Source organism: Methylobacterium sp. 10 (assembly GCF_000519085.1).
Lineage (GTDB): Bacteria > Pseudomonadota > Alphaproteobacteria > Rhizobiales > Beijerinckiaceae > Methylobacterium.
In genome coordinates this window covers 3,183,474-3,207,155 of the sequence record NZ_KI912577.1, presented here as the reverse complement: position 1 = coordinate 3,207,155, position 23,682 = coordinate 3,183,474, and the positions used below count along the sequence as shown (strand labels likewise).

Below are 23,682 nucleotides of genomic sequence, written 5' to 3'. Positions count from 1 at the left end.
CTCCACCATGGCAGATCCGATGATTCCGAGCATCTTCGAGGGCGAAGCGAACCTGTCCACCACCGAGCGGGCGGTGTCCGTGGTGCTCGGCCTCGGCATCGCGGCGGCCGCCGCCCAGCCCCGGCCGAACAAGTGGCTGAGCCTGGCCGCCCTCGTGGTCGGCGCCGGCCTCGCCATCCGCGGCGCCACCGGCCACTGCCCGGTCAAGTCGGCCGGCTACATCTCCTGAACCCAAATCTCCTGAACCCAAATCTCCTGAACCCAAGACACGAAAAAGGGGCGCTCCGATGGGGCGCCCCTTTTTTCATGTCCGATGAAACGCGAAAGGCGCGGACCCGAGGCCCGCGCCGTAACGGCCGTTCAGAGGGTGGTGGTGCGACGGCTGGCGATGAAGCCGTAGATGGCCAGCACCACGATGGCGCCGACCACCGCGCCGATGAAGCCCGCACCCTGGTTCGGCCCGTACCAGCCGAGGGCCTGGCCGAGGAAGGTGGCGACGAAGGCGCCGACGATGCCGAGGATGGTGGTGAGGATGAAGCCCGCGGGCTCCTTGTCGCCCGGCATGATGAACTTGGCGACGACACCGGCGAGGAAGCCGATGATGATGGTCCAGATGATACCCATGAGCTGATTCCCGATACGCGGCGGCCGGGATTGTCCCCGCCGGACTTGGCCGTATTGGTCAAGCAACGCCGCATCGCGGGATGGGTTGCGCCCGACGTGGCGAGAATGTCGCATTCCCTGAGGGGGCGCGTCCCCCTGCCCCTTTACGGGCGGCCCTCCCGCACGGCACAACGCGGGGCCACCCTCCCCCATTTCCGAGTTTGTCCTCATGACCACGATCACCCGTTTCGAATCCGGCGCCCGCATGAGCCAGGCCGTCACCTATGGCGACATGGTCTATCTCGCGGGCCAGGTGGCCGGCACGGTGGTGGGGGCCGGCGTCACCGCGCAGACCCAGGAGATCCTCGCCGAGATCGACCGGCTGCTCGCCCAGGCCGGCAGCGACAAGAGCCGGATCCTCTCGACCACGATCTATCTGGCCGACATCGCCACCTTCGCCGAGATGAACGCCGCCTGGGATTCCTGGGTCTCGAAGGACAACCCGCCCGCCCGCGCCACGGTGGAGGCCAAGCTCGCAGCACCCGAATACCTCGTGGAGATCGTCGTCGTCGCGGTGAAGCGTCCCGCCTGACGCACCGACAAGCGAGGAGCCAGCCGATGCGCCGGATCGTTTTCGTCATCCTTCTGATCGCGCTGGCGCTCAGCCTCGCCGGGTCGCTGTTCCTGGCCTTCGCCTTCCTCAATTCGGCGCAGGCCCAGGCCCAGGCCCAGGCCCAGGCCCAGGAGCCCAAGGGCCCCGAGCGCGTGGTCAACATCTACAACTGGTCGGACTATATCGACCCCAGGATGCTGGACGCCTTCACCAGGGAGACCGGCATCAAGGTCGTCTACGACACCTACGACAACAACGAGATCCTAGAGACGAAGCTGCTCGCCGGCCAGTCCGGCTACGATCTCGTGGTGCCCACCGGCCCGTTCCTGCAGCGCCTCATCAAGGCCGGTGTGTTCCGTCCCCTCGACAAGACAAAGATCCCCAACCTCAAGCACGCCTGGCCCGAGATTGCCCAGCGTCTGGCGGTCTACGACCCCGGCAATGCCTATGCGGTGGACTACATGTGGGGCACCACCGGCATCGGCGTGAATCTCGGCCCCGTGCGCGAGCGCCTCGGCGCCAACCAGCCCCTCAACACCTGGACCCTGGTGCTCAACCCCGCGCTGATGGCCAAGCTCAAGGATTGCGGGGTGATGATGCTCGACAGCCCCGAGGACCTGATCCCCAGCATGCTGCCGGCCTACGGCTTCAAGCCCGACACCAAGCGCTGGGACGACATCTCCCAGGTCACCGACGCCCTGTTCAAGGTGCGCGGTTCCGTCCGCAAATTCCACTCGTCGGAATACATCAACGGCCTCGCCAACGGCGACCTCTGCCTCGCGGTCGGCTATTCCGGCGACGTGATGCAGGCCAAGAAACGCGCCGAGGAATCGAAGAACGGCGTCGAAATCGCCTATTTCATCCCGAAGGAAGGCGCGCTGATGTGGTTCGACGCCCTCGCCATCCCCAAGGACGCCCCCCACCCGGAGGAGGCCCACCGCTTCATCGACTACCTGATGCGCCCCGACGTCGCCGCCGCCAACACCAACTTCGTGTCCTACGCCAACGGCAACCTCGCCGCCAAACCTCTGGTGAAGCCGGAGATTCTTTCGAATGCCGGCATCTACCCGGACGAGGCGACGATGCAGCGGCTGTTCACCAACCAGGCCTGGGATGACCGGACGCAGCGGTTCGTGACGCGGAATTGGACGCGGGTACGGACGGGGCGGTGATGTCTGAGTTGTGTCGTTGCTGTCCCTCTAAGACGAGTCCGTCTATTGCTTTGCTGTTACAGTTTGAAAGCTGTAAAAAATGAAAAATCACTAGATTTTAACTGCCAAGACAGTATCTCAAAGCTCTATAATTGGGCATGTAGACATCCGGTCATTCCACGTCCCTCGCAACTCATAGTCGCGCGGGGTGCGTGGGTTCTGCCAGTCGTAGTCTTGCAATATTCCACCATGAATGGAATAGAACGGACGACACAGTATATGCCATTCTAGTCCCGGCTTTGCCGCACTACAGGCAGCAAGAGCTCGCAATCGCGGCGTATAAACTGGGTCTTCCTGGCAGGATAATGGAAGCCGTGGATCAAACCATCGCTTTGTCTCTGCGCTGCTATAACAAGTCATTAGGATTGTTGATCCTGCTGCTAATATGCAAAGTCGAAACCCGATCGTCATTCATGTCTTCCACAGCCGAAGGCACACGAGACTTCGAGTTTATAGAATTGTGTTATTCAATGTCAATATGCTAGATATTTAACGCGTAATCTTCTAAATATTAGTTTAGATTTTTAATTTGGGGTTTCAAGAATGAGGTTCGACTTGAAGAAGTTGTGATCGGCAGATCAAGATTTGCAGATCACCTTGTAAAGGGCGAAGCCACGGAGGGTCTTAAGGCTGCGCTCCTCGTCGTTCGAGCTTTCACGACTTGATTCGAGATTTCTTGACAAAATTCCTATTACATGCCTATATCCCCACACCTGCCGCCCAGCGAAGGGGGCCTGTCCGGTGACCGACCGGGTGGGCCGAAAGGGGCGGCGGGGCGGTGCCTGCGTCGGTGGTGTCGGTCGCCATCGCCCCGGGCGGCGGCTCGATAGTCTGGGGGCTCGGATGGGGGCGCGGTAGGTCGGGAGTTAAATGCCCCGGCACTGACCCTGTTCTGGGCTGCCATGATGAGGTTTGCGGCCCCTCCAATACGAGAGGGCGTGCGGGGCAAAGTCCGTTCGAACAGCCGGGCTGGGATGCGACACGACCACCTCAGGCGCGACGCAACGCGAGGACCGCTGGAGACACCGCGACGACAAAACAGGCCCCGGCGGGAACGCCGGAGCCTGACGGGACGCCGGGGGACCGGCAAATACTTATAGCGCTCAATGGGTTCCGCGGCGTCCCGCGTCCCCCTTTTGGGGCTTCTTTTGGGCCATGCCCCCGGCGCTGTCGCGCGCGGGGGTGAAGGTGTGTGCGGCGCCCTCCTCCCCCTTGTGGGGAGGAGTTGGAGGTGGGGGTGGTTGGGCGACCCGCCGCCGGCTTGGGAGATCGTCTCCCCGCGTAGGCTGGCGGAGCCACCCCCACCCTCGATCCCTCCCCACAGGGGGGAGGGAGGGGCTGCTCAATCCTTCAGGTCGGCCGGCACCTTGCCGCCGTTCTCCTCGAGCTTCTTGATGACCTGCTTGTGCAACCAGACGTTCATCGTGGCCGAGTCTTCCTTGTCGCCGGTGTAGTGCAGCTCGTCGGCGAGCGACTTGCGGGCGCTGAGGCTCGAATCGATGTCGAGGAGCTTCATCAGGTCGACGATGGAGGTCCGCCAGCTGAGGGTCTGCGAGTTCTTGGAGGCCATGCCGTTCAGCACGGCTTCCACGTCCACCGGCTCGCCGGGCTTCGCCGCTGCGGCGCCGGTCGTGTCGGTCGTGGCCGTGCCGGCCGGTGCGTCGGCGGGGGCGGCCTCCGCGCTGGTGCTTCCGCCACCGAACGGGTGCAGGATCTTGCTGACGATGCTGCCGAGAAAGCTCATGGCGTTGTGTCCTTGTCGTTGGCCGGCCGCGACGACGTGTAGCCGGTCTCCTGCTCTCAACGGAATCGGGCCGAGCCCGTTCCGGTCCGGCACCGGGGAATAAAGACCGCGCGGCGAAGCGTGAGCGTGGAACGCCCTCCCCGATCGAGGCGCAGGGGCCGTTCTTTCGCTCACGGGTGTTTGAAGAATGCGCCGCCTGTGGCATGGCCGGGCTCAAGGCTCCTCGGCGGGCCACCCTTCGCTCTGGAATCCGGATCTCCCGATGCGTTCTCCCCTCCCCGTCCTCGCGACGCTCCTGACGGCCTTCGTCGGGCTCGTCCTCGCCGCTCCCTCCCAGGCGCAGACCGCGCCGATCCCGATGCGGATCGGCGTCATCCCGGTCATCGGCGCCGCGCCCATCTTCGTGGCCAACGGCGAGGGCTGGCTCAAGGAGGCGGGCCTCAGCCCCACCTTCACCACCTTCGAATCCGGCCCGAACATGATCCAGGCGCTGGCGTCGGGCACCATCGACGTCTACGTCGCCGGGGTCGCGCCGCTGGCCGTGGCGCGGACCAAGAACATCGACGTCCGCGTGGTCGCCTCCACGGCGGTGGAGGAGATGGTGTTCGTGGCCGGGCCGAAGCTCGCCCCCTTCTTCGCCGGCGGCGCGAGCAAGGCCGAGGCCTTCGCGCAGTTCAAGGCCAAGGAAGGCCGCCCCGCGCGGCTCGCCACCCAGCCCCTCGGCTCGGTGCCCAACACCACCCTGCAACATTGGCTGTGGCAGGTGGCCAAGGCCGACAAGGCCAATGCCGAGGTGGTCTCCATGGGCATCGACGCCACGCAGCAGGCGATCCTCGCCGGCGCCGTGGACGGCGCCTCGATCCGCGAACCGGCCCTCACCATCGTCCAGGGCCGCAACCCCGCGATCACGCTGATCGCCAACGGGGCCGAGATGTTCCCCGACCAGCCGGGCACGGTGGTGGGCGTCTACGGCGCCTATGCCGACCGGAATCCCGGCGCCGTGGAATCCCTGGTGCGCTCCCTCATCCGCGCCGACACCCTGCTGAAATCCGACTCGGCCAAGGCAGCGCCGCACGTGCTCGCCGCCCTCGGCAAGGGCATCGTCGACATCGCCACCATCCAGAAGGCCCTCACCTCCCCGGCGGCGAAGTTCACCGTCGATCCGCGCGCCATCATCGTCGCCACCAAGGCGATGCAGGCCTATCAGGTCTCCATCGGCGCCCTGGAGAAGGACGTGCCCCTCGATGGGCTGTTCGACTCCCGCTACTACGAGAAGGCCATCGCGCCCTGATCGGATGAAGTCCCTTCGCGCCCCCGCCCTCGCCGCTTTCGGGCTCGCCGCCTTCCTCCTGTTCTGGGAGGCGATGCCCCGGCTCGGGCTGATCAACCCGGCCTTCCTGCCGCCGCCGAGCACGATCCCCGCCGCCTTCCTAAACGAGATCCGTCTCGGGGTGTGGGGCGAGGCGGTGTGGTCGAGCCTCAGCCACTACCTCGTCGGCCTCGTGGTCGGCGCCGGGGCGGGGATCGCGCTGGGCATCGTCGTGGGGATGTTCCGCGGCTTCGAGGCGCTCACCGCCTGGATCGTGCGCCTGCTGCGCCCCATCCCCGGCCTCGCCTGGGTGCCCTTCGCCATCATCTGGTTCGGCGTCCAGCCCTCGGCCGCCGTGTTCATCATCGCCATCGGCGTGTTCTGGATCGTGTTCTTCGCGACGCAGGGGGCGGTGCGTGGGGTTGACCGCGACCTCATCGAGGTGGCCCAGGCCTTCGGCTTCCGCTCGGCCTGGTCGCGCCTCACCAAGATCCTGCTGCCCGCCGCGACACCGGGCATCCTCGTCGGCCTGCGCACGGCGCTCGGCCAGGCCTGGATGGCGGTGGTCGCCGCCGAAATCTTCGGCGTGCCCGGCGTCGGTGCCCGTATGATGCAGGCCTCCAGCCTCCTCTCCACCGACATCGTGGTGGTCTACATGCTCACCATGGCCGGGCTCTACGGCCTGTTCGATACCGGCTTCGTCGCCCTCCAGGGCTGGCTCCTGCGGTGGCGCGCCTGATGGACCCGATCATCGACATCCGCGGCCTGAGCCTCGCCTACGAGCGCGACGGCATCCGCAACGTGATCCTGTCGGACCTCGATCTCGCCATCGCGCGTGGTGAGTTCGTGGTCATCGTCGGTGAATCCGGCGTCGGCAAATCCACGGTCCTGCGGGTTCTGATCGGGCTGGCCGAGCCCAGCGGCGGGACGGTGCGCCTCGCCACGCGCGAGGGCTGCCGCACGCCCATGGCGCTGGTGTTCCAGGACGCCCGCCTGCTCCCCTGGCGCCGGGTGATCACCAACGTCGCCTTCGGTCTCGAGGGCAGCGGCCTGTCGCAGGCTCTGCGCCTTGCCAAGGCGCAGGAGATGCTCGCTCTCGTGGGTCTCGGCGACCTCGGCCAGCGCTGGCCGCACCAGCTCTCGGGCGGCCAACGCCAGCGCGTCGCCATCGCGCGCGCGCTGGCCGTCGACCCGGACGTGCTCCTCATGGACGAGCCGTTCTCGGCGCTGGACAGCTTCACCCGCGAGGGCCTGCAGGACGAGCTGCAGCGCATCCAGGCCGCGACGGGCAAGACCATCCTGTTCGTCACCCATGACATCGACGAGGCGGTGACCCTCGCCGACCGTGTGGTGGTGCTCGCGGGCAGTCCCGGACGGGTCGCCGCCGACATGACGATCGACGTTCCCCGCCCGCGCCTGCGCAGGGATAAGGCCCTCACCGATGCCGCCCGGCTCCTGCGGGCCGAATTGTCGGGGCGGTCGGCGGAATTGTGACCCTCCACGCAGGCAAGGCGTTCTCCGGGGGACGCGCCATTGCATCCCGCAGATAAAGACTGCATCGCTCCCCACCCGAGACCGCCTGGACGGTCGATCGGCAGAAAGACCCCGCCATGACACCCGACGAGATTGCAGACCTCAACCGCGCCCGCGCCAGCCTCTCGCGACAGCGCAGCGCCCTCGCCAAGCGGATCGGTTCGAGCGAACTCGCCGCCGCCTCCGCGGCGGAGGATTTCATGCGCATCCTGCTTGCGATCGAGGCCGTCGACCGGGCGCTGACCAATGCCGGACAGCCCTACATGCCGCCAATCTCCAATGCGGACGCCTGAGCCATGGCCGACACCAAGGACGCCAATGGCACGAAGCTGGCGGACGGAGATTCCGTGACCCTGGTCAAGGACCTCAAGGTGAAAGGAACCTCGACCACGTTGAAGCGGGGGACATTGATCAAGAACATCCGCATCACGGACGATCCAGACGAGATCGAGTGCAACGCCGATAAGGTGAAGGGTCTCGTCCTCAAGACCCAGTTCCTCAAGAAGGCCTGAGATCAGTCGCCGGAGAGCGCACTCGGCGCCCGGATCGGCGAGCGGCTCAGGCTGCGGATGGCACGGGAGGGGCGGCCGGACTTCTCGGCGATGGCGCGGTCCTGCTCCTCGATGAGGTGCCGGGCGGGCTCGTCGCCGTCGAGGCCTCCGAGGATCTCCATGGGGACCCGCCGGTTCGAGGCGCGGGACTCGTCCTCGTAGAGGACATCGAACAGGACGGAGCCACGCTCCTGCGGTTTCGACTTGGTGCGCTTGGCCATGACGGATGCTCGGACGATAAAAACCGGGAGGGTGCCCAGTCGACGGCTCTCAAGGCAGATGTCTGGCCATCGACCCCGTGGTCCCGCCGACACCCTGCCTTCTTCGCCGTCGCCGATCGATCGGAAGGGTCGCGACCGGGCTCAGGCGCTACATGGTCCCGTCCCGTCGTGAAGGCAACCCGTATCCCCTCCGGCATGGTGCGGCGCAAAGCAGCCCGCCGCATGGACCGACCTGTGGCATGATGCGTGCGGACCGTCCACTGGGACCCGTCCTGTCGGGCAGGAGGCCGGGCGAGGCGAGGAGCCGATTGTACGATGACCGATCCGACACCGCTGACACGCTTCTCCGTCGCCCCCTTGAGCCGGATGACCCGCCAGCTCGCCAGTGTCGCAGGCGGACGGGCAGAGCCGGATCTGGTCATCACCGGCGCTCGCGTCCTGTCCACCTATTCCGAGCGGATGCGGCCCGATAGCGAGGTCTGGATCACCGGTGGGCGTATCGCCGCCGTGAAGCCGGCAGGAACCTACAGGGGCGTCGCGTCACGCTATGACGCCAAGGGCGGGATTTTGGCTCCCGGTTTGGTCGATCCGCATCTGCACATCGAGAGCAGTATGGTGACGGCCTGTGCCTATGCCGAGGCGGCGCTCCTCAACGGCACAACGACGATCGTCTGCGACAGCCACGAGATCGGCAACGTCCTCGACGCGGACGGGATCGCCTGGATGCTGGAGGATGCCCGCGCGGCGCCGCTCAACATCTACCTTACGGTCCCAAGCACGGTCCCGGCGACCTCACCGGAGCTGGAGACCGCTGGCGGCGATCTCACGGCGGAAAAGATCGGCGCTCTGTTCGACGCCTGGCCGGAAGCGATCGGTCTCGGCGAGAAAATGGATTTTGTCGCCGTGGCCGAGGGCGACGAGCGGGCTCATGCCATCATCGCGGCGGCACTGCAGCGTGGGCGGCCAGTCTCAGGTCACATTTACGGACGCGGCTTCGTCAGTGCCTATGCGGCGAGCGGCGTCACCGACACCCACGAGGCCATCGACCGGGACATCGCCGACGATCTCCTGGAGGCTGGCCTGTGGATCTACCTGCGTGGCGGCCCGCCGACCACGCCCTGGCACAGCCTGCCTAAGGCCATCGGCACGATCATCGAACTCGGGGCCGCCGCCAAGCGGGTCTGCGTGTGTACCGACGACCGGGATGCACAGGATCTCCTCGCCTACGGGCTCGACTGGGTAGTGCGAGAGGCCATTCGCATGGGGATCCCGTCTGAACAGGCGTGGTCGATGGGCTCGCTTCATCCGGCCACCCGCTATGGCCTCGACGGCGAGATCGGCGGTTTCGGTGGGGGACGCCGGGCCGATCTCGTGCTCCTCGACGACGATTTCCTTCCGCAGACCACTTGGTTCGGCGGTCGCTGCGTGGTCGAGAACCGCAGGATCACGCCCCTCCTCGATGCGGCGCTCGTGCGCGCCTACCGATACCCTGCACCGGCCTATGCGACGATGCATTTGCCGCAGCCCCTGCCAGCCCTCGTCCCAGCGCTCCCTGAAGGTCGCTGTGTCGTAAACGCTATCCGTACCACGCTTCCCGGCATCGAGCTAACCCATGAGCGGTACGACCTGACGCCTGGCCCGGATTGGGCGACGACATTGCGGGACAACGACTTGTGCTTCGTCACCGTCATTGAGCGCCATGGCGGAGCAGGCAACGTCGCGCACGGATTGCTGCGCGCCTTTGGGCTGAAACATGGCGCCGTCGCGAGCAGTGTGGGCCACGATTCGCACAACGTGATCGTCGCGGGGCTGAACGAAGAGGACATGCGCGTCGCCCTCGATGCCCTATCGGCGATTCAGGGTGGCGTCTGTGTCGTCGAGGATGGGCAGGCCACGGCCATGGTTCCGCTGCCTGTGGCGGGGCTTCTTTCTGACAAGCGCGTCGGCCTCGTCGCCGAGGAGGTCCGCTTGCTGAAGAACGCCTGGGGGCGGGCCGGATGCGCGATCCCCTATATGGGGTTCAACCTGATCCCCCTATCGGTCATTCCCGAAATTCGGATCACCGACAAAGGCATCGTGCTGGTGCCCGCCATGCGAATCGTCCCGCTCTTTGAGACCGCAGAGGCATAAGATCCCGTATTCGGAACCGGGGCACAGTCAATAACGTTGTAGCGTCAGGTCTCAACAACCTTTCCGATGTCGGCTTTTACAAGCCGTGGTATAAGTGAGCCGGCCAGCTGAATTGTCCGTTGAGGCGATTGGCTGGCCGTTTTGCGTTGTCTTCTACGGTCTCACGCCCTGTTGCCGGGAGAGAACGCTTTTTTTGGAGTGAGTTGATGCGGAATATCCTGACGCTTGTCGTCCTCGGCTTCGTCGGCTTCGTCCTCGTGGCGATGTTCGTCGCACCAACCCAGCCGGATCTGAAGGCTTGGTATCTCAAGAATGCCTGCGAGCATCTCGATAAGGTGTCCGCGAAAATCTGCGATCCCATGCGTCAGAACAGTGGACAAGCCCTGTGATAGGAACTCTGTTCGGGGCTCTAATTGAGCGATAAAAGACTGGCTTATCCTGGGTTCGCGAGGGTAAGGCCAACGAAGGTGGGTGCCTAGACGCTCGTCTTACTCGGTATGCTGTGAGGAGCAGCCGAAGCCATCGGTTGGCCGTTTTTGACCGGCGACGAGGATGCGTCAAAGTCACCTCGTAGCGATGCCGATCCTGCCGATATCGGCATGACCTTGCCCAGCCGCGTCAGATGAACCGGATCCGCTATCGCTTGGATACGGCTCGTTACGCCCGACTGATCCCGTATGAGTGCTGAAGCCACTTAGGCCCACATATGAAAACAGCCCGGCCCCATGTGATGGCGCCGGGCTGTCTTTTGTTCAGTTCCGTCAATTGACGATGATGGCGTAATACTTAGTAGCCGTAGCGCCAAGCGCGGCGACGCGCATCCCAGCGACGCTCGCGGCGGATTTCCTGACGAATGGCCTTGCGACGCAGATAGCGAGCGCTGTGACCGTAGCCGTAGCCATAGCCATACTGGACATGCTCCACTGCGCTCGACGGAGCGATGTCCACCTTGCCGAGCGACATCGGCGCAGCCTGAGACGCTGAAGCGAAGCCTGCGCAGGCTACGAATGCCGTGAGAGCGGCAATCCGGAATGATTTCATCGCGTCGTATTCCTTCGGTCTGGATTCAGCGGATCGGGGCCGGGACGGGCATAAAGAGCAAAAATCGTTACCGAAACCCTAATATGCGCTCGTGGCCCTCAGACCAGATAGAGCGTTGCGGTCGCGCGGAACACCTTGGGGCAATGGGCCTCGTTCACGATGCGCAGAGCCTCAGCCACTGTGATTTGGCGGTTCAGGGCGAGTTCCTCGAGGGTCATCCATGTTGAAGTCATACGATTTATCCCTTGCTGTCGTTCACTCAACATGCAGCGAGGCGCATTGGTTCATCGACAAAACCCCCGGGTGGCCATCTAACGACCAGCTATGCCGGGAGAAGGCGCACCATGTCTGTCTGTTGGGCAACGCAATGCGAAGCGCAAAAACGACGAAGGCCGCCCGAAGGCGGCCTGTCGCATAAGTTAGTCTGGTTGGATGAATTGGAGCGGGCGAAGGGATTCGAACCCTCGACCCCAACCTTGGCAAGGTTGTGCTCTACCCCTGAGCTACACCCGCTCACTATTCCGTACCGCTGAAGGAGAAGACCCGCCGGCGGCCCCGGACGGCGTCTCTAAACAACATTCCTGCGGGCGTGGCAAGGGCTGTTTTGCGGTTCTTTTGCCGGCGGGCAACTTTCTCTCGTCCTCACCACGTAGCCGCCGGGGGGCGCCGATGGACGATCTCGTCGAGGCGCTCGAGCGTAGCCCGCGTGGTCTGCTCAGGCAGAGCGTCGAGCGCAAAAAAGTTGCTCTGCGCGATCTCCCTGTCGGGCGCCTTTGGCCCGAGAAGCGTGAAGGCGGGGGCGACATAGACGGCGATGTGGTCGCGGCCCGCAGCAGCGGTGCTGCGGAAAAAACCATGTAGCCGCAGCGTATCCGCTGCCTGCACCACGATCTCGGCTTCTTCCCGGAATTCGCGAACCATGGCATCTATGGCGTTCTCGCCAATCTCTACGCCGCCGCCGGGCAAGTGCCATCCCCCTACATAGGTATGGCGCACGAGGCAGATGCGTCCTCGTGCGTCTAGGGCGACGCCACGCACGCCGAGGGTCATCCCACGGGTGGCGAGCGCGCCGAGCTGGAACAGCCGCTGGACGAGCGGCCAGTCGAGGAGGTGGCCAATCATACGACGTTGAGGCGGATGGCACCGAAGCCCTCGATGGCCGCCTCCATCACCTGTCCGCGCTCGATTGCGCCGACGCCCGAAGGGGTGCCGGTGAAGATGAGGTCGCCGGGATGGAGCTCGAAATAGGTGGACAGGAGCGCGATCTGGTCGGCGACGGACCATATCATATCCGACAGGTCGCCGGCTTGGCGGGGAATGTCGTCCACCGAGAGCGCGATGGCGCCGCGCGTCGGATGCCCGGAACCTTCGACCCGGTAGAGAGGTCCGATGGGGGCCGAGGCATCGGCCGCCTTGGCTAGATCCCACGGGCGGGCAAGGCGCTTGGCTTCGTCCTGAACGTCGCGCCGGGTCATGTCGAGACCAACGGCATAGCCGTAGACGTAATCGAGCGCCTCGGACGCGGCGATGTCCCGCCCGCCGCGTCCGAGGGCTGCGACGAGTTCCACCTCGAAATGGTAATTGGCGGTGCGGGGCGGATAAGGATGGTCCACCGCCTCCGCCCCCGGGACGATCTGAAGTGCGTCCGCCGGTTTCATGAAGAAGAACGGTGGCTCGCGGTTGGGATCCTTCCCCATTTCGCGGGCATGAGCGGCGTAGTTGCGTCCGACGCAATAGACTCGGCGCACGGGGAAAAGGTCTTCGCTGCCCACGATGGGCAGGGCGATGCGGGGCGGGTTCGGGATCACGGACAGCATCGGTCGGGCGCCTCCTATGGGTTTGCATGGATTAGTTGCAGGGCGGCTCCGTGCCCTGCAAAGGCTGGTCACGATCCTTATCATAGGAGGTGAGCCCGCCGCCGCCATCGTGACGGTCCGGCCTCGCCTGCTTCGCGTTACCCTCTCGATCTCACACCCCGAGCTGCCAGTGACCGCTTCCACCGATCTCCTCGTTCGTCTCGTCAGGCGCTTGGGAGAGAAGCATGTCCTGACGGCGCCGGCTGACATCGCACCTCACCTGGTGGAATGGCGCTGCCTCTTCCAGGGCTGCGCGCTCGCCGTCGTCCGTCCGGCCGATACTAGCGAGGTCGCCTTCGTCGTCACAGCCTGCGCCGAAGCCGGAATCGCCATCGTCGCCCAGGGCGGCAATACCGGATTAGTTGGGGGCGGAGTGCCTTACGGCGGGATCGTCCTGTCCCTAGTCCGTCTCTCACGCATCCGCGCCATCGACCCGCTGAGCGCCAGTATCACCGTCGAGGCTGGCGCCCTGCTCGTCGCGGTTCAGGCGGCGGCCGATCAGCAAGGGATGCTGTTCCCTCTGTCGCTGCCTTCTGAGGGGTCGTGCACGATCGGCGGGAACCTCGCCACCAATGCCGGCGGGACCGGCGTCCTCGCATATGGCAACATGCGCGATCTCGTGCTCGGCCTCGAAGTGGTGCTGGCCGACGGCGGGGTCTGGAACGGGTTGAGTGCGCTACGCAAAGACAATGCGGGGTACGACCTGAAACACCTGTTCGTCGGATCGGAAGGGACTCTGGGAATCATTACCGCAGCGGTGCTGAAGCTTCATCCAAAGCCTTCGTCACGGGCAGTCGGCTTTGCCGGCCTGTCGTCCCCGCAGGCCGCTCTGGTCTTGCTCGATGGGCTGAAGCGGGCGTCTGGACAGGACCTTACGGCATTCGAATACATTCCGCGCTTCGGCCTCGACATTGTGTTGAAACACAAGCCTGCATATCAGCGCCCCCTCCCCGGCGACCACGCTGCTTACGCGCTCGTCGAGATGTCCACGACGCGCGCCGGAGCAGAGGTCCTGGACAGTCTCGAGACGGTGCTTGCCGCTGCCATCGAGGATGGCCTCGTAGAGGATGCGGTCATCGGATCGAGCGAGATGCAGAACGCAAGCTTGTGGGCGCTTCGCGAAAACCTGTCCGAAGTTCAGTCGCTCGAAGGCGGCTCGATCAAGCACGACGTCTCGGTGCCGCTCTCGCGCCTCGCCGATTTCCTGGATACGGCGACCGCGGCATGCGAGGCCGAGATGCCGGGCCTGCGCGTCTGCGCGTTCGGGCATTTCGGCGACGGTAACATCCACTTCAACATCAGCCAGCCACCCGGCATGGAGAAGGCTGCCTTTCTCAAGCGATGGGAGCGTTTCAATAGGATCGTTCACGACATCGTGCATCGCATGGGCGGGTCCATCGCCGCCGAGCACGGCATTGGCCTGATCAAGCGGGATGAACTCGGTCGTTACGGCGATCCGGTCGGCCTGGATCTGATGCGCCGGCTCAAGCTCGCGCTCGATCCGCAGGATCTCCTGAACCCCGGGAAGGTCGTCGCGTTGTCGCCAAACCCTCCGCCGGCGCTTCCGCCCGAGTAAGAGCGGGGGCGTGTGACTCTGCCTCAGGGGCGCTCCGGGTGCTCACTGCGTTGTTCACGTGCCCTATTGTGCGTCGCACAAGAAAGGATCACAATCTCTCTTGCGACGCGCTATAAATCGGCTTCGAATCCCGGTCTAAAGCGTTATCGCGATGAGACTGCTTCATGGGTGCGCTGCAGCGTCTTATGGGGGCGTTAACGGTCCTGACCTCTTCATGAGAGGCGGATTGTGCCCTTGATGACGGACTGCCCAGCCAAGTGACGACCGTGCATCGGCTGCGCCCATGGATTACAGGGACCGAAGGAGATCAGACGATGCCGACCTCGCAGGCGAGAGTTCCCACTGCCGAGGCAAGCCGCTACCTGAAGCAGCTCTGCCGCCATTGGAGCAACAAATTCCCCGTGGAAGCTACGGATGCGGCCGGTACGGTGCCGTTCGGTGAGGATCGGGTGTGCACGTTCCAGGCAGAAGCCGATGCCTTGCTGATGCGTGTCGCGACTCCTGACCCTGCCGGTCTGACCCGCCTCGAAAACGTGGTGGCCGACCATCTCATGCGTTTCGCCTTCCGCGAGAATCTCGGTGAAATCACTTGGTCGCGCGCGGCCTGACCGGGGCACGCTTGAATCGCCGTCACGAATTCCGATCTTGCTGAGCGCCGTCCCCGCAGCCTATGCGGGGTGGAGTTGAGGAGACAAGGTGATGACGACGAGCACTGCGGCTGACACGACCGCCCTCTCCTTCGACGAGCGAATTAGCCGCCTCGCCGAGGTGGCGGTCCGCATTGGGCTCGGGCTCATGCACGGCCAGGAATTGGTGATGACGGCGCCGCTCGACGCCGCACCTCTCGCCCGCGCAGTCACCACTGAGGCCTATAAGGCCGGTGCGTCCCTGGTGACCACCTTCTATTCCGACGATGCAGCGACCTTGGCGCGCTTCGCCCACGCACCCGACGACGCATTCGATACGGCGGCCGGCTGGCTCTACAGCGGCATGGCTGAAGCCTTCCGCGACGGAGCCGCCAGGCTCGCGATCGCCGGTGATGATCCATCGTTGCTGGCCGGGCAGGATGCGCAGAAGGTCGCCCGCGCCAATCGCTCGCGCTCGAAGGCCTATGTGCCGGCCCTCGAACTCATCGCGAACTTCGCCACCAACTGGACGATTGTCTCGGCGGCGACCCGCCCGTGGGCGCGGACCGTCTTCCCGGATTGCGCCGAGGACGAAGCCCTGGCACGCCTATGGGACGCGATCTTCGCTGCGTCGCGCGTCGACGGAGCCGACCCGGTGGGCCAGTGGAAGGCGCATAACGATGCTCTCCACGCCCGTACCAGAATCCTCAACGAGCATCGCTTCGCGGCTCTGCGGTTTCAAGGACCGGATATCGACCTCACCGTGGGCTTGGCCGACGATCACGAATGGTGCGGTGGTGCCTCCGTTTCGCGCAGCGGAATCCTGTGCAATGCCAACATCCCTACCGAGGAGGTGTTCACAACGCCGCACAAGTCGCGGGTGGACGGCTACGTAGCCAGTACCAAGCCCCTCTCCTACCAGGGCACGCTGATCGATGGCATCCGGGTCCGGTTCGAGGAAGGGCGCATCGTCGAGGCGACGGCTCGCACAGGAAGCGACGTCCTTGCACGCGTGCTTGACACGGATGAGGGCTCACGCCGTCTCGGCGAGGTTGCCCTGGTGCCGGCCTCGTCCGCCATCTCGGCTTCCGGGCTCCTGTTCTATAACACTCTCTACGACGAGAATGCTGCGAGCCACATTGCGCTTGGGCAGGCCTACAGCAAATGCTTCCGCAATGGAGGTGAAGGCTTCAGTGAGGATGACCTCGCAGCACGTGGCGCAAACCGCAGCCTGATCCATATCGACTGGATGATCGGCTCCGCCGAGATCGATGTCGACGGACTTACCGCCGAGGGCCGCGCTGTGCCGGTGATGCGTGCGGGCGAATGGGTCGGCTGAGGCATCGAAGGCGTCAAGCGGCCGTGGCTCAGAAACCTGATCCCTTCGTGGCGCCGAGAATTCGGGCAGGATGGGCCAACGTCCCGCTTTGGAGAACGACCACGTAGCCGTCGGCATTGCCCGAACGAGCGACATTGCGTGGGAACTCGAAATGCGTGGCTTGACCCGTCCAGGCTCCGACCTTGTGCATTCCGCGCACCACGTTGACGTAATCCACCACCTGCCCCTTGTTCTCGCCGTGCGCGACCGCTGTCCTATGTCTGCGCAGGATTGGCAGCAGCCAGACCTCTCCGGTGCCGCGTCCGGCGCCGATATCGATGGCGATACGGTCTCCCTGGTCCGTTGCCTTCACCGATACGGTGAGGCCGCTCGCCTGCCGTACTGTGCGAAGGCTGCGATCGAGGAATGCTCGGTCCGACCTGACTGGGGACGGCTCGCCGTTGACGATGGCTTGGGGCGTGAAAAGCTGGCGATCGCCATGGCTGAGAGCATAGGCGCGCTGTCGTTCGGTGAAGGCCGGGATCGCGAATTCGTCCTTCCAGCCGAGATAGTCCCAGTAGGTGACCGGCAGAGTCAGGGCGATGACGTCAGGCTGCTGAGCGTAGTCCTCCATCATCCGCGAGGCCTGCTGGCAGGCGCTGCAACCTTGGCTAGTGAAGAGCTCGATCACCGCGCGGGGCGACTCGGCGCATGCTGGGTCCGCCATATGCGAGAGGAAAGGTGTCAGCGCGAGAAGGTTCAGCGCGGAACGGCGCAGGCGTGCAACGGATCGGCCCATATGCCTATGTGATAGCGCCTTGGCTCGTAACGGAAGTCACGTTGCCTCGATGGGCCGTGGATGGATCCGATTGTTTAGACGGGGCAGCCTTGGGTTTTGGCAGCATGTTCGGGCGCCAGCGCCTGTGCATCCATAGCCATTGGCCGGGATTTTCCCGGACCCACTCCTCCACTACGTGGGTCATCGCCTGCATCGCGCCCTGCACATCGATCTCGCCCTTGGCATCGCGGGGCAGGTCAAGGGGTGGGGTAAGCTCAAGATGGAAGCGGGCATTGTCCTTGCGCACCACGCGGACGCCGTGGACGGGGCACTCGTAATGCTTGGCGAGCTTCGCGAGCAGTGGGTTTACCAGAACGGGCCGACCAAAGAACTCGACTACCACGCCGCGGGTGAAATGCTGATCGATGAGCTGGCCGAGATGGCCGCCGCGCTCCACGACGCCTTGCATTGAGAACACGGCGCCCTGCCCCGCCGCCGCTAGCCCACCCATAGTCTCGCGGCGCACCTCGGCAACGAGGCGGGCCGAGGCGATATCGTTGGGCGGCCGGAAGATCGCCGTAGCGTCGAGCCCGTAGCGAGCGGCGCAGATCGCCGGTAACTCCCAATTGGCGAGGTGGGCGGCGAAAATCAGCCCTGGCTTGCCGTCATCGCGCAAGGCTTCGAAATGCTCCGCCCCGGCAACGGACATGCGCTGGCTCCCGGGATTGGCGGGGTCGACATCGAACAGAGTGGCGAGATGGGCGTATTCCGCCCCCGTCCGGCCGAGATTGTCCCAGGTCTCGCGAGCCAGTGCCCTGATCGCGGCCTCATCCTTCTCTGGGTAGGCGGCGCGCAGGTTTGCCAACGCGATGCGGTTCGCCGGCAGGAACGGCCCCACCCTCCGCGCAATCGCCCCGCCGGTCCGGCTCGCCCGCTCGGTCCCCAGGATCCGCGCCAGCCAAAACAGGCAGCGGACCAACGGAATCATGGCGATCCCCGCCATCCGGGGCAGATGGCGGTTCAGGACGAGGGCAAGACGCAGCACGAGATTATCCGGAAGTGGCTATCGTGCTCGTGTAGGACATTTTTTGGAGAAGGGGCAGTCTAAGGTGAATGCGAGCCATGCTTGCCCCAACGATAGGTCAGTCGATCGCCACGAGGATTTTCCCGAACACCTTGCGCGATTCCAGGCGTTCCAGCCCCTGTGAAAAGTTCGCGAGCGGCAGCACCGTATCCACCACCGGTGTAATCCCGTCGGCCATCTTCGCCAGAGACTGGCGGATGTTGGCCATGGAGCAGCCGAACGAGCCGGTAATGCGGTATTGCTGCTGGAATAGCTGCATCAGGTTCATGGTGGTGGAAACGCCGGAGGTGGAGCCGCAGGTGACGAGGCGGCCGCCTCGCTTGAGGCACAGGAGCGAGCCGTTCCAGGTGTCCGGACCCACATGCTCGAACACCACATCAACGCCCTTTCGTTTGGTCAGGCGGCGGACCTCGCCCTCGAAGCGCTCGTCCCGGTAGTTGATTACGTGATCGGCGCCTAGGGCTTTCGCCATCTCGCCCTTCCTGTCGTCGCCCACTGTCGTGAACACGGTGCAGCCGATGGCCTTGGCCATCTTGATCGCGGCGGTGCCGATGCCCGAGCCGCCGGCATGGACGAGGATGCTCTCGCTTGGTTCCAGCCCGGCATTGTCGAACAGCATGTGCTGAACGGTGCCGAAGGCGATCGGCGCACAAGCCGCGTCGGTGAAGCTCACCCCATCAGGCACCTTCACCACGAGACGGGCCTGCATGGTGACGCGTTCGCGCGCGAACCCGTCGATATGAAAGCCCATAACGCCGGAGACGTCCTCGCACAGATTGTCGCGACCTTCGCGGCAGGCCTTGCAGCGGCCGCAGGTCTGCGCGCCGTACATCACCACGCGGTCGCCCTCGCGCAGATCCGTCACGCCCTCACCGACGCAGACGATCTCGCCCGAGGCTTCGGCCCCCACCGTGAGCGGCATCTTGCGCTTGGCGAAGGCCATGCCGCGAAAGCCCCAGACATCGATGAAGTTCAAGCCCACCGCGCGCACGCGGATCTGAACCTCGCCCGCTCCGGGAGCGGCAGGCGGATCGACCTCGCCGAGGCGAAGGTCGCGGTCACCGAAGAGTTGAAGGGCTTGCATCGTTCTCGTCTCTCGTCGGGTGCTTCGGACCTCGAACCTCCTTCGTATCACCTCATGCTGAGGTGCCCGCATCAGCGGGCCTCGAAGGAGGGCTTCCAAGGCCCGCGTGCCATCTGGAGCCCTCCTTCGAGGTCTCCATAATGCTCCGGCGCCTCGGGGATGAGGGATCGGAATGGATAGGCAGGCTTATTGACTGAAAGCCGGTTCGGCTCAATCCGGCGCGAGGTAGCGCCGCCGCGCCCAGCCGAGGATCGGGCCGGCCTTGACCCGGCACCATGTGAGGCCGCTCGGCGTCTCGTTGGTGCAGCCGAAGCTACGCAGGCGTGCCCCTTCCGGCGCTTGGCCGAGCACGGGCGCCGAGGCGTCCGGAGTCTCGCGTATGCTCAAGGCGTCACCGCGCGGCAGGCCATCGATGCGGAAAGCGCCGGTCTCGGCAACGGCCGGAGCCGTCATCAGAGCAAGCGCAAGGATGAGACGGAAACGCAATGGACTGTCCGTTTCAGGTCCGGTGGACGCCCATCATCGCCGTTAGCCCGCCATCGACAGGCAGGACCGCGCCGGTGATGTAGGCCGCGCCGTCTCCCATGAGGAAGGCTACCAGCGCCGCCACTTCCTCTGGCTTGGCGAAGCGTCCGGAAGGAATCTGCTTCTCCATGCCGATACGGTGCGCGGCATAGGGGGCCATCATCTCGGTGTCGATGAAGCCCGGCGCGATGACGTTAACCGTCACCCCACGCTTGGCCGATTCGATCGCGAGCGTCCGGCAATAGGCGGTCAGCGCACCCTTCGTTGCCGCATAGGCGGCATTGCCCGGGTTGGCCTGGAGGGCCGCAACCGAACCGATGGCGACGATGCGTCCGGCGCGTCCGCGGATCATGCCGCGCACCAGCGCCTTCGCGATGCGGGTCAGCGACCAGAAATTCACCTGCATCGCCGCCTCGGCCTTATCCTGCGCCATCATTGCAGCCAGCACGTCGTAGGATTGGCCGGCATTGTGGACGAGGCCGTAGAATGCTTCCCCCTCTTGGGCTTCGCAGAAAGCCTCCAGGGTATCGCGGTCGGCGAGGTCGAGAGGGTGGGCGGTGATCGTCCGTCCGGGATGGGCCTGGGTAAGTTCGACCACAAGGCGCTCCGCCGCCTCACCCGATGAGCGAAAGGTGAAGGCGACGTCGTAGCCGGCGGATACCAGCGCCCGCACTATGGCCGAGCCGAGGCCGGAGGCGCCGCCGGTGACGAGAACGCGGCGGGTGGTTTCCGTCGTCATACGGGCTCGTCCCCAAGGAGGAGGCAGGTGTTCTGCCCGCCGAAACCGAAGGAGTTCGACAGAACGCGGCTGACCCTGGCGTCGCGTGCGCTCGTGACCACGTCGAGGGAGAGAGCCGGGTCTGGCACCGCATAGTTGATCGTTGGCGGGATGCGGCCATGGGCGATGGTGAGGAGAGAGATCACTGCCTCGATTGCGCCTGCTGCGGTCAACGTATGGCCGATCATCGATTTGTTCGACGAGATCGGCAGGGCGCGGATCCGTTCACCAAAGACGGCGGCGCAGCCCAACGCCTCCATCTTGTCGTTCTCCGGCGTCGATGTGCCGTGGGCATTGATCGTGTCGATGGAATCTGGCTCGGTGCCCGCATCGTCCAAGGCCGCACGGATGGCGGCAATGCCGGGCGCCCCGTTCGGGCTCGACCGGGTGCGGTGAAAACCATCGCCCTTCTCGCCGCAGCCCAGGACGTAGCCGAGGATCGTCGCGCCCCGCGCCCGTGCGGACTCGGCATTCTCCAGGACCAAGGCGGCGGCCCCCTCCCCCATGACGAAGCCGTCGCGATTCTTGGAAAACGGCTTCGAGGCTCCCTCCGGTGGATCGTTCTGGGTCGAGAGTGCGGAAAGTAGCGAGAAGCGAATCAGCGATTCCGGATTTACCGAACCGTCGGTGCCGATGCAGAGAGCCGCCTGCATCTCGCCCCGCCGGATCGCTTCGACGCCGAGCTGGATCGCGGTGGCGCCAGAGGAGCAGGCTGTGGAGAGCGAGATCGGCGACCCCTTCGTGCCAAACCGGTCGGCGATGTTGTCAGCCACGGTGGCGAAGATGAAGAGGTCGTGCCAAGCATCGAACCGTCCACTCGATGCCGCTCTCTGAAGGTCGGAATAGGTGATATCCCCGTTCTGGTCGGAAGCCTGTGCCAGGGACTGACGCTGGGGCCATTCCATTTCCACCGGCGGTACAGCGATGAACAGGGCGCCAGGAAAATTCCCCTTCGTGCCGATGCCGGACTGGGTGATCGCCTCCTCCGCCGCTTCCTCGGCGAAGCGTTGCGACAGGGCGGGCGCCACGAGCGGGTCGGTGTCGAGGAAATCCACCGTGCCGGCGATGCGGGTGCGCAGGCCGTCGGTGGGAAAACGGGCTATGCTGTGGATGCCGGACCGGCCGGCGGTAAGGGCGGCCCAATTGTCGGCCTGTCCCTGCCCGAGAGACGTGACGATGCCGAGGCCCGTGACGGCGACCAGCGGCCTACCATGGCTATCCCGGAATCTCTGGGCATCGCGGGAAGAGAAGTTCGTCATCGCGCCGTCTTGCTATCGTTCCGACCGAACGGCCTTGAAGATGCCCCGCCCCGAACCTTCGGGCCGATCGATCACGGTTGCCCCAATCTTAGCGGAATTTTGGTGAGCTGACAGCCGCATCCCTGCCGGTCATGACAGCGCGCTCAACCGGACTACGCCCTCACCGCGGCGATGGCCGACGATGGTGATCGCGACCTCGCGCGCCCTGCCCTCTGAGATGAGCGCGGCGGCGAGTGCTGCTCCCAACGGCGCCGTGACTTCGAGCGAGTGGCCGGTGAGGTCTCCGAGGGCGGTGACGGGCACGCCGGATGCGAGTTCGCTCAGGACCACGTGCTCCTCGTCGGTGATGCCCTTGACGCCGGTGGCGCCCGAGATCACCAGGTCCGGCTTGGCGCTGGCCTTGTCCCACAAAGCGGAGAGGCTGCGCCCTACGCTGTGGGCCTCGCGCCGGGGACGATCACTCTCCACCGGGAGTAGGCGGGCGAAGATCGTCGCGTTACGGGCCGTGGCGGTTTCGGCGGCTTCCAGCATGAGGAAGGCGGCGGTGCTTCCCAGGATGAAGCCGGCCTCGCCTTCACCCTGACGCTCGAAGACCGGCCGGTAGTCCCCCTTCCGCAGGTATCCCCCCATCTGGTGGACGACCAGAACGTCTGGGCGTTCCGCGCTATAGGAACCGCCCACCAGCATCGTGTCGATCTGGCCTGAAGCGATGCGGCTTTGAGCATTGCGCAAGGCGTCGACGCCAGACGCTTCTTCGCCCATGAACGTGCGCGAGGCGCCGGTGACGCCGTGGACGATGGCGATGTTGCCGGCGAGCAAGTTCGAGAGCTGGGCCAGGAAGAGGGTCGGGCGCAGGTCGTTCTGCAAGTGTTCGTTGAGATAGGCCCCCGGATCGGCAGCGTCCCGCAGGCCAGTGAGGATCGCACCATCCACCGCCGTATCGCGCTCACCGCCGCCGCAGGCGACCACGAGGTGCATCGCCGACTTGAATGCCGCGTCCTGTTTCACCCCGGCCGAGTCGAGGGCGAGGCCGGCGGCGTAGACGCCGAGGCGCTGCCATGCCTCCATCTGCCGCTGGTCCGACTTCTTGGGGATCTGTCCGTCGAGGACCAACGCGGGGGCCGGATGGACCGGATAGGGCGCGAAACGCTCCGTATCCACGGCCTTCGGGCTGCCCGCCGCAAAGGCTTTGAGGTGGGCGGCGATCCCCTCGCCGGCGCAGGAGACGAGGCCGATGCCTGTGACGACGACGTCACGCTGGCTCATGCTGGTCTTGCTCATGCAGGAACCGCCCCGCCGGGGGGCGCCCCCGATGCTATGGCGCGATCCATCAGGCCGATCCGCTGAGCGCGCTCGCGCATGGGCGCATCAAGCCCTTCGGGAAATGGCATCGTCCGGAACCGGAGCTCCGCATCGGCCAGCGGCTTGCCCTCGTGGTGGATCGAGGCCTTGGTGACCGCGTAGCCGGAGCCGTCATGCTCCAGGCTCGCCTGCACGACGAGCGTCGCGCCGGGGCCGACGAAGGAGCGGAACCGCGCCTTGTCCACCGCCATCAGGAACGGCATCTGCACGAAGTCGAGATGGGCGAGGAGCAGGTATCCCGAGGCCTGTGCCATGGTCTCGGTGAGGAGCACGCCGGGCACCAGGGGATGGCCGGGAAAATGCCCCTCGAAGACCGGGCTCTCCATCGGCACATGGGCCAGGGCCTCGATCCGGCCGGCGGCCTTGTCGAGAATCGTCACCGTGTCGATCATCTCGAAATATTCGAGGCGCATGGCGTCAAAGGCTCCGCTGGGGACTAGAAGCTCCGCTGGACTCTCGAGAGTACGGCTCCGCCGGGCT

At 65.1% G+C, this 23,682-nt stretch carries 28 protein-coding genes and 1 tRNA gene; 13 read left to right on the top strand and 16 right to left on the bottom strand.

Going from position 1 to position 23,682, the window contains the following annotated elements:
• Positions 1-7 precede the first annotated feature (7 nt).
• The gene (locus K368_RS0114985; protein ID WP_018044130.1) at positions 8-229 is read left to right on the top strand and encodes a DUF2892 domain-containing protein; all 222 of its coding nucleotides are present in this window, start codon (positions 8-10) and stop codon (positions 227-229) included.
• Positions 230-360: 131 nt separating this feature from the next.
• Here the strand turns inward: K368_RS0114985 and K368_RS0114980 are convergent, their stop codons facing one another.
• Positions 361-624, bottom strand: coding sequence for a GlsB/YeaQ/YmgE family stress response membrane protein (locus K368_RS0114980; RefSeq protein ID WP_018044131.1), 264 nt, complete (start codon positions 622-624; stop codon positions 361-363).
• Between the two features lie 208 nt (positions 625-832).
• On the opposite strand from K368_RS0114980, the gene K368_RS0114975 reads away from it, so the two are divergent.
• The gene (locus K368_RS0114975) at positions 833-1,195 is read left to right on the top strand and encodes a RidA family protein (protein ID WP_027173043.1); all 363 of its coding nucleotides are present in this window, start codon (positions 833-835) and stop codon (positions 1,193-1,195) included.
• A gap of 26 nt (positions 1,196-1,221) precedes the next feature.
• On the top strand, positions 1,222-2,388 hold the full coding sequence (locus K368_RS0114970; protein ID WP_027173042.1) for a polyamine ABC transporter substrate-binding protein: 1,167 nt from the start codon (positions 1,222-1,224) through the stop codon (positions 2,386-2,388).
• 1,381 nt (positions 2,389-3,769) lie between these two features.
• Here the strand turns inward: K368_RS0114970 and K368_RS0114965 are convergent.
• Entirely contained in the window at positions 3,770-4,171 is a 402-nt protein-coding gene (locus tag K368_RS0114965; RefSeq protein WP_027173041.1) for a DUF3597 domain-containing protein, read from the bottom strand.
• A 262-nt stretch (positions 4,172-4,433) separates the two neighbouring features.
• On the opposite strand from K368_RS0114965, the gene K368_RS0114960 reads away from it, so the two are divergent.
• The 5 genes from K368_RS0114960 (at position 4,434) to K368_RS0114940 (ending at position 7,525) form a co-directional block, all read left to right on the top strand.
• Complete coding sequence (locus K368_RS0114960; RefSeq protein WP_027173040.1) at positions 4,434-5,462, top strand: ABC transporter substrate-binding protein; 1,029 nt, start codon at positions 4,434-4,436, stop codon at positions 5,460-5,462.
• A gap of 4 nt (positions 5,463-5,466) precedes the next feature.
• Positions 5,467-6,219: an ABC transporter permease gene (locus K368_RS0114955; protein WP_027173039.1), complete on the top strand. Its 753-nt coding sequence runs from the start codon at positions 5,467-5,469 to the stop codon at positions 6,217-6,219.
• The gene (locus K368_RS0114950; RefSeq protein ID WP_036267018.1) at positions 6,219-6,974 is read left to right on the top strand and encodes an ABC transporter ATP-binding protein; all 756 of its coding nucleotides are present in this window, start codon (positions 6,219-6,221) and stop codon (positions 6,972-6,974) included. The genes K368_RS0114955 and K368_RS0114950 overlap by 1 nt, the downstream gene beginning before the upstream one ends.
• A 116-nt stretch (positions 6,975-7,090) precedes the next feature.
• Complete coding sequence (locus K368_RS0114945) at positions 7,091-7,306, top strand: hypothetical protein (protein WP_027173037.1); 216 nt, start codon at positions 7,091-7,093, stop codon at positions 7,304-7,306.
• 3 nt (positions 7,307-7,309) lie between these two features.
• Positions 7,310-7,525 carry an alkylphosphonate utilization protein gene (locus tag K368_RS0114940; protein ID WP_027173036.1) on the top strand — a complete coding sequence of 72 codons (216 nt, stop codon included), beginning with the start codon at positions 7,310-7,312 and terminating at the stop codon, positions 7,523-7,525.
• A 2-nt stretch (positions 7,526-7,527) separates the two neighbouring features.
• Here the strand turns inward: K368_RS0114940 and K368_RS0114935 are convergent, their stop codons facing one another.
• A complete protein-coding gene (locus tag K368_RS0114935; protein WP_027173035.1) occupies positions 7,528-7,785 on the bottom strand; it encodes a hypothetical protein in 258 nt (85 codons plus the stop codon).
• Between the two features lie 315 nt (positions 7,786-8,100).
• Here K368_RS0114935 and K368_RS0114930 point away from each other — a divergent pair, with 315 nt between their 5' ends.
• Positions 8,101-9,915, top strand: a complete 1,815-nt coding sequence (locus K368_RS0114930; protein ID WP_027173034.1) for an adenine deaminase C-terminal domain-containing protein — start codon at positions 8,101-8,103, stop codon at positions 9,913-9,915.
• A 206-nt stretch (positions 9,916-10,121) separates the two neighbouring features.
• Positions 10,122-10,304 (top strand): hypothetical protein, encoded by a 183-nt coding sequence (locus tag K368_RS0114925; protein ID WP_027173033.1) that lies wholly within the window; start codon positions 10,122-10,124, stop codon positions 10,302-10,304.
• Positions 10,305-10,701: 397 nt separating this feature from the next.
• Here the strand turns inward: K368_RS0114925 and K368_RS0114920 are convergent, their stop codons facing one another.
• The 5 genes from K368_RS0114920 to K368_RS0114900 all read right to left on the bottom strand — a co-directional run bounded on the left by K368_RS0114920 (position 10,702) and on the right by K368_RS0114900 (position 12,773).
• On the bottom strand, positions 10,702-10,878 hold the full coding sequence (locus tag K368_RS0114920; RefSeq protein ID WP_155935152.1) for a hypothetical protein: 177 nt from the start codon (positions 10,876-10,878) through the stop codon (positions 10,702-10,704).
• A 176-nt stretch (positions 10,879-11,054) separates the two neighbouring features.
• A complete protein-coding gene (locus K368_RS27590; RefSeq protein WP_280940239.1) occupies positions 11,055-11,189 on the bottom strand; it encodes a hypothetical protein in 135 nt (44 codons plus the stop codon).
• A gap of 205 nt (positions 11,190-11,394) precedes the next feature.
• Positions 11,395-11,469: transfer RNA gene (locus K368_RS0114910), tRNA-Gly, on the bottom strand.
• Between the two features lie 129 nt (positions 11,470-11,598).
• Positions 11,599-12,078 carry an NUDIX domain-containing protein gene (locus K368_RS0114905; RefSeq protein ID WP_027173031.1) on the bottom strand — a complete coding sequence of 160 codons (480 nt, stop codon included), beginning with the start codon at positions 12,076-12,078 and terminating at the stop codon, positions 11,599-11,601.
• The gene (locus tag K368_RS0114900; RefSeq protein ID WP_027173030.1) at positions 12,075-12,773 is read right to left on the bottom strand and encodes a fumarylacetoacetate hydrolase family protein; all 699 of its coding nucleotides are present in this window, start codon (positions 12,771-12,773) and stop codon (positions 12,075-12,077) included. Before K368_RS0114900 ends, K368_RS0114905 begins: the two co-directional genes overlap by 4 nt.
• Between K368_RS0114900 and K368_RS0114895 the strand changes: the two genes are divergently transcribed.
• The 3 genes from K368_RS0114895 (at position 12,742) to K368_RS0114885 (ending at position 16,353) form a co-directional block, all read left to right on the top strand.
• On the top strand, positions 12,742-14,388 hold the full coding sequence (locus K368_RS0114895; RefSeq protein WP_245259581.1) for an FAD-binding oxidoreductase: 1,647 nt from the start codon (positions 12,742-12,744) through the stop codon (positions 14,386-14,388). The genes K368_RS0114900 and K368_RS0114895 overlap by 32 nt on opposite strands.
• A gap of 314 nt (positions 14,389-14,702) precedes the next feature.
• The gene (locus K368_RS0114890) at positions 14,703-14,996 is read left to right on the top strand and encodes a DUF2218 domain-containing protein (protein WP_027173028.1); all 294 of its coding nucleotides are present in this window, start codon (positions 14,703-14,705) and stop codon (positions 14,994-14,996) included.
• Positions 14,997-15,087: 91 nt separating this feature from the next.
• Positions 15,088-16,353, top strand: coding sequence for an aminopeptidase (locus K368_RS0114885; protein ID WP_027173027.1), 1,266 nt, complete (start codon positions 15,088-15,090; stop codon positions 16,351-16,353).
• 28 nt (positions 16,354-16,381) lie between these two features.
• On the opposite strand, the gene K368_RS0114880 is transcribed toward K368_RS0114885, so the two are convergent.
• From K368_RS0114880 to K368_RS0114845, 8 genes are all read right to left on the bottom strand, one after another.
• On the bottom strand, positions 16,382-17,023 hold the full coding sequence (locus tag K368_RS0114880; protein ID WP_245259580.1) for a DUF1223 domain-containing protein: 642 nt from the start codon (positions 17,021-17,023) through the stop codon (positions 16,382-16,384).
• Between the two features lie 112 nt (positions 17,024-17,135).
• A complete protein-coding gene (locus tag K368_RS0114875; protein WP_027173025.1) occupies positions 17,136-18,155 on the bottom strand; it encodes a lipid A biosynthesis lauroyl acyltransferase in 1,020 nt (339 codons plus the stop codon).
• Positions 18,156-18,252: 97 nt separating this feature from the next.
• Complete coding sequence (locus K368_RS0114870) at positions 18,253-19,278, bottom strand: zinc-binding dehydrogenase (RefSeq protein WP_027173024.1); 1,026 nt, start codon at positions 19,276-19,278, stop codon at positions 18,253-18,255.
• A gap of 210 nt (positions 19,279-19,488) precedes the next feature.
• The gene (locus K368_RS0114865) at positions 19,489-19,731 is read right to left on the bottom strand and encodes an SH3 domain-containing protein (protein WP_051440064.1); all 243 of its coding nucleotides are present in this window, start codon (positions 19,729-19,731) and stop codon (positions 19,489-19,491) included.
• Positions 19,732-19,777: 46 nt separating this feature from the next.
• Complete coding sequence (locus tag K368_RS0114860) at positions 19,778-20,542, bottom strand: SDR family oxidoreductase (protein WP_027173022.1); 765 nt, start codon at positions 20,540-20,542, stop codon at positions 19,778-19,780.
• Entirely contained in the window at positions 20,539-21,840 is a 1,302-nt protein-coding gene (locus tag K368_RS0114855; protein ID WP_027173021.1) for a beta-ketoacyl-ACP synthase, read from the bottom strand. Before K368_RS0114855 ends, K368_RS0114860 begins: the two co-directional genes overlap by 4 nt.
• 129 nt (positions 21,841-21,969) lie before the next feature.
• Complete coding sequence (locus K368_RS0114850) at positions 21,970-23,121, bottom strand: beta-ketoacyl-ACP synthase (protein WP_027173020.1); 1,152 nt, start codon at positions 23,119-23,121, stop codon at positions 21,970-21,972.
• Positions 23,118-23,615: a 3-hydroxyacyl-ACP dehydratase FabZ family protein gene (locus K368_RS0114845; RefSeq protein WP_027173019.1), complete on the bottom strand. Its 498-nt coding sequence runs from the start codon at positions 23,613-23,615 to the stop codon at positions 23,118-23,120. The genes K368_RS0114850 and K368_RS0114845 overlap by 4 nt, the downstream gene beginning before the upstream one ends.
• Between the last annotated feature and the right edge of the window lie 67 nt (positions 23,616-23,682).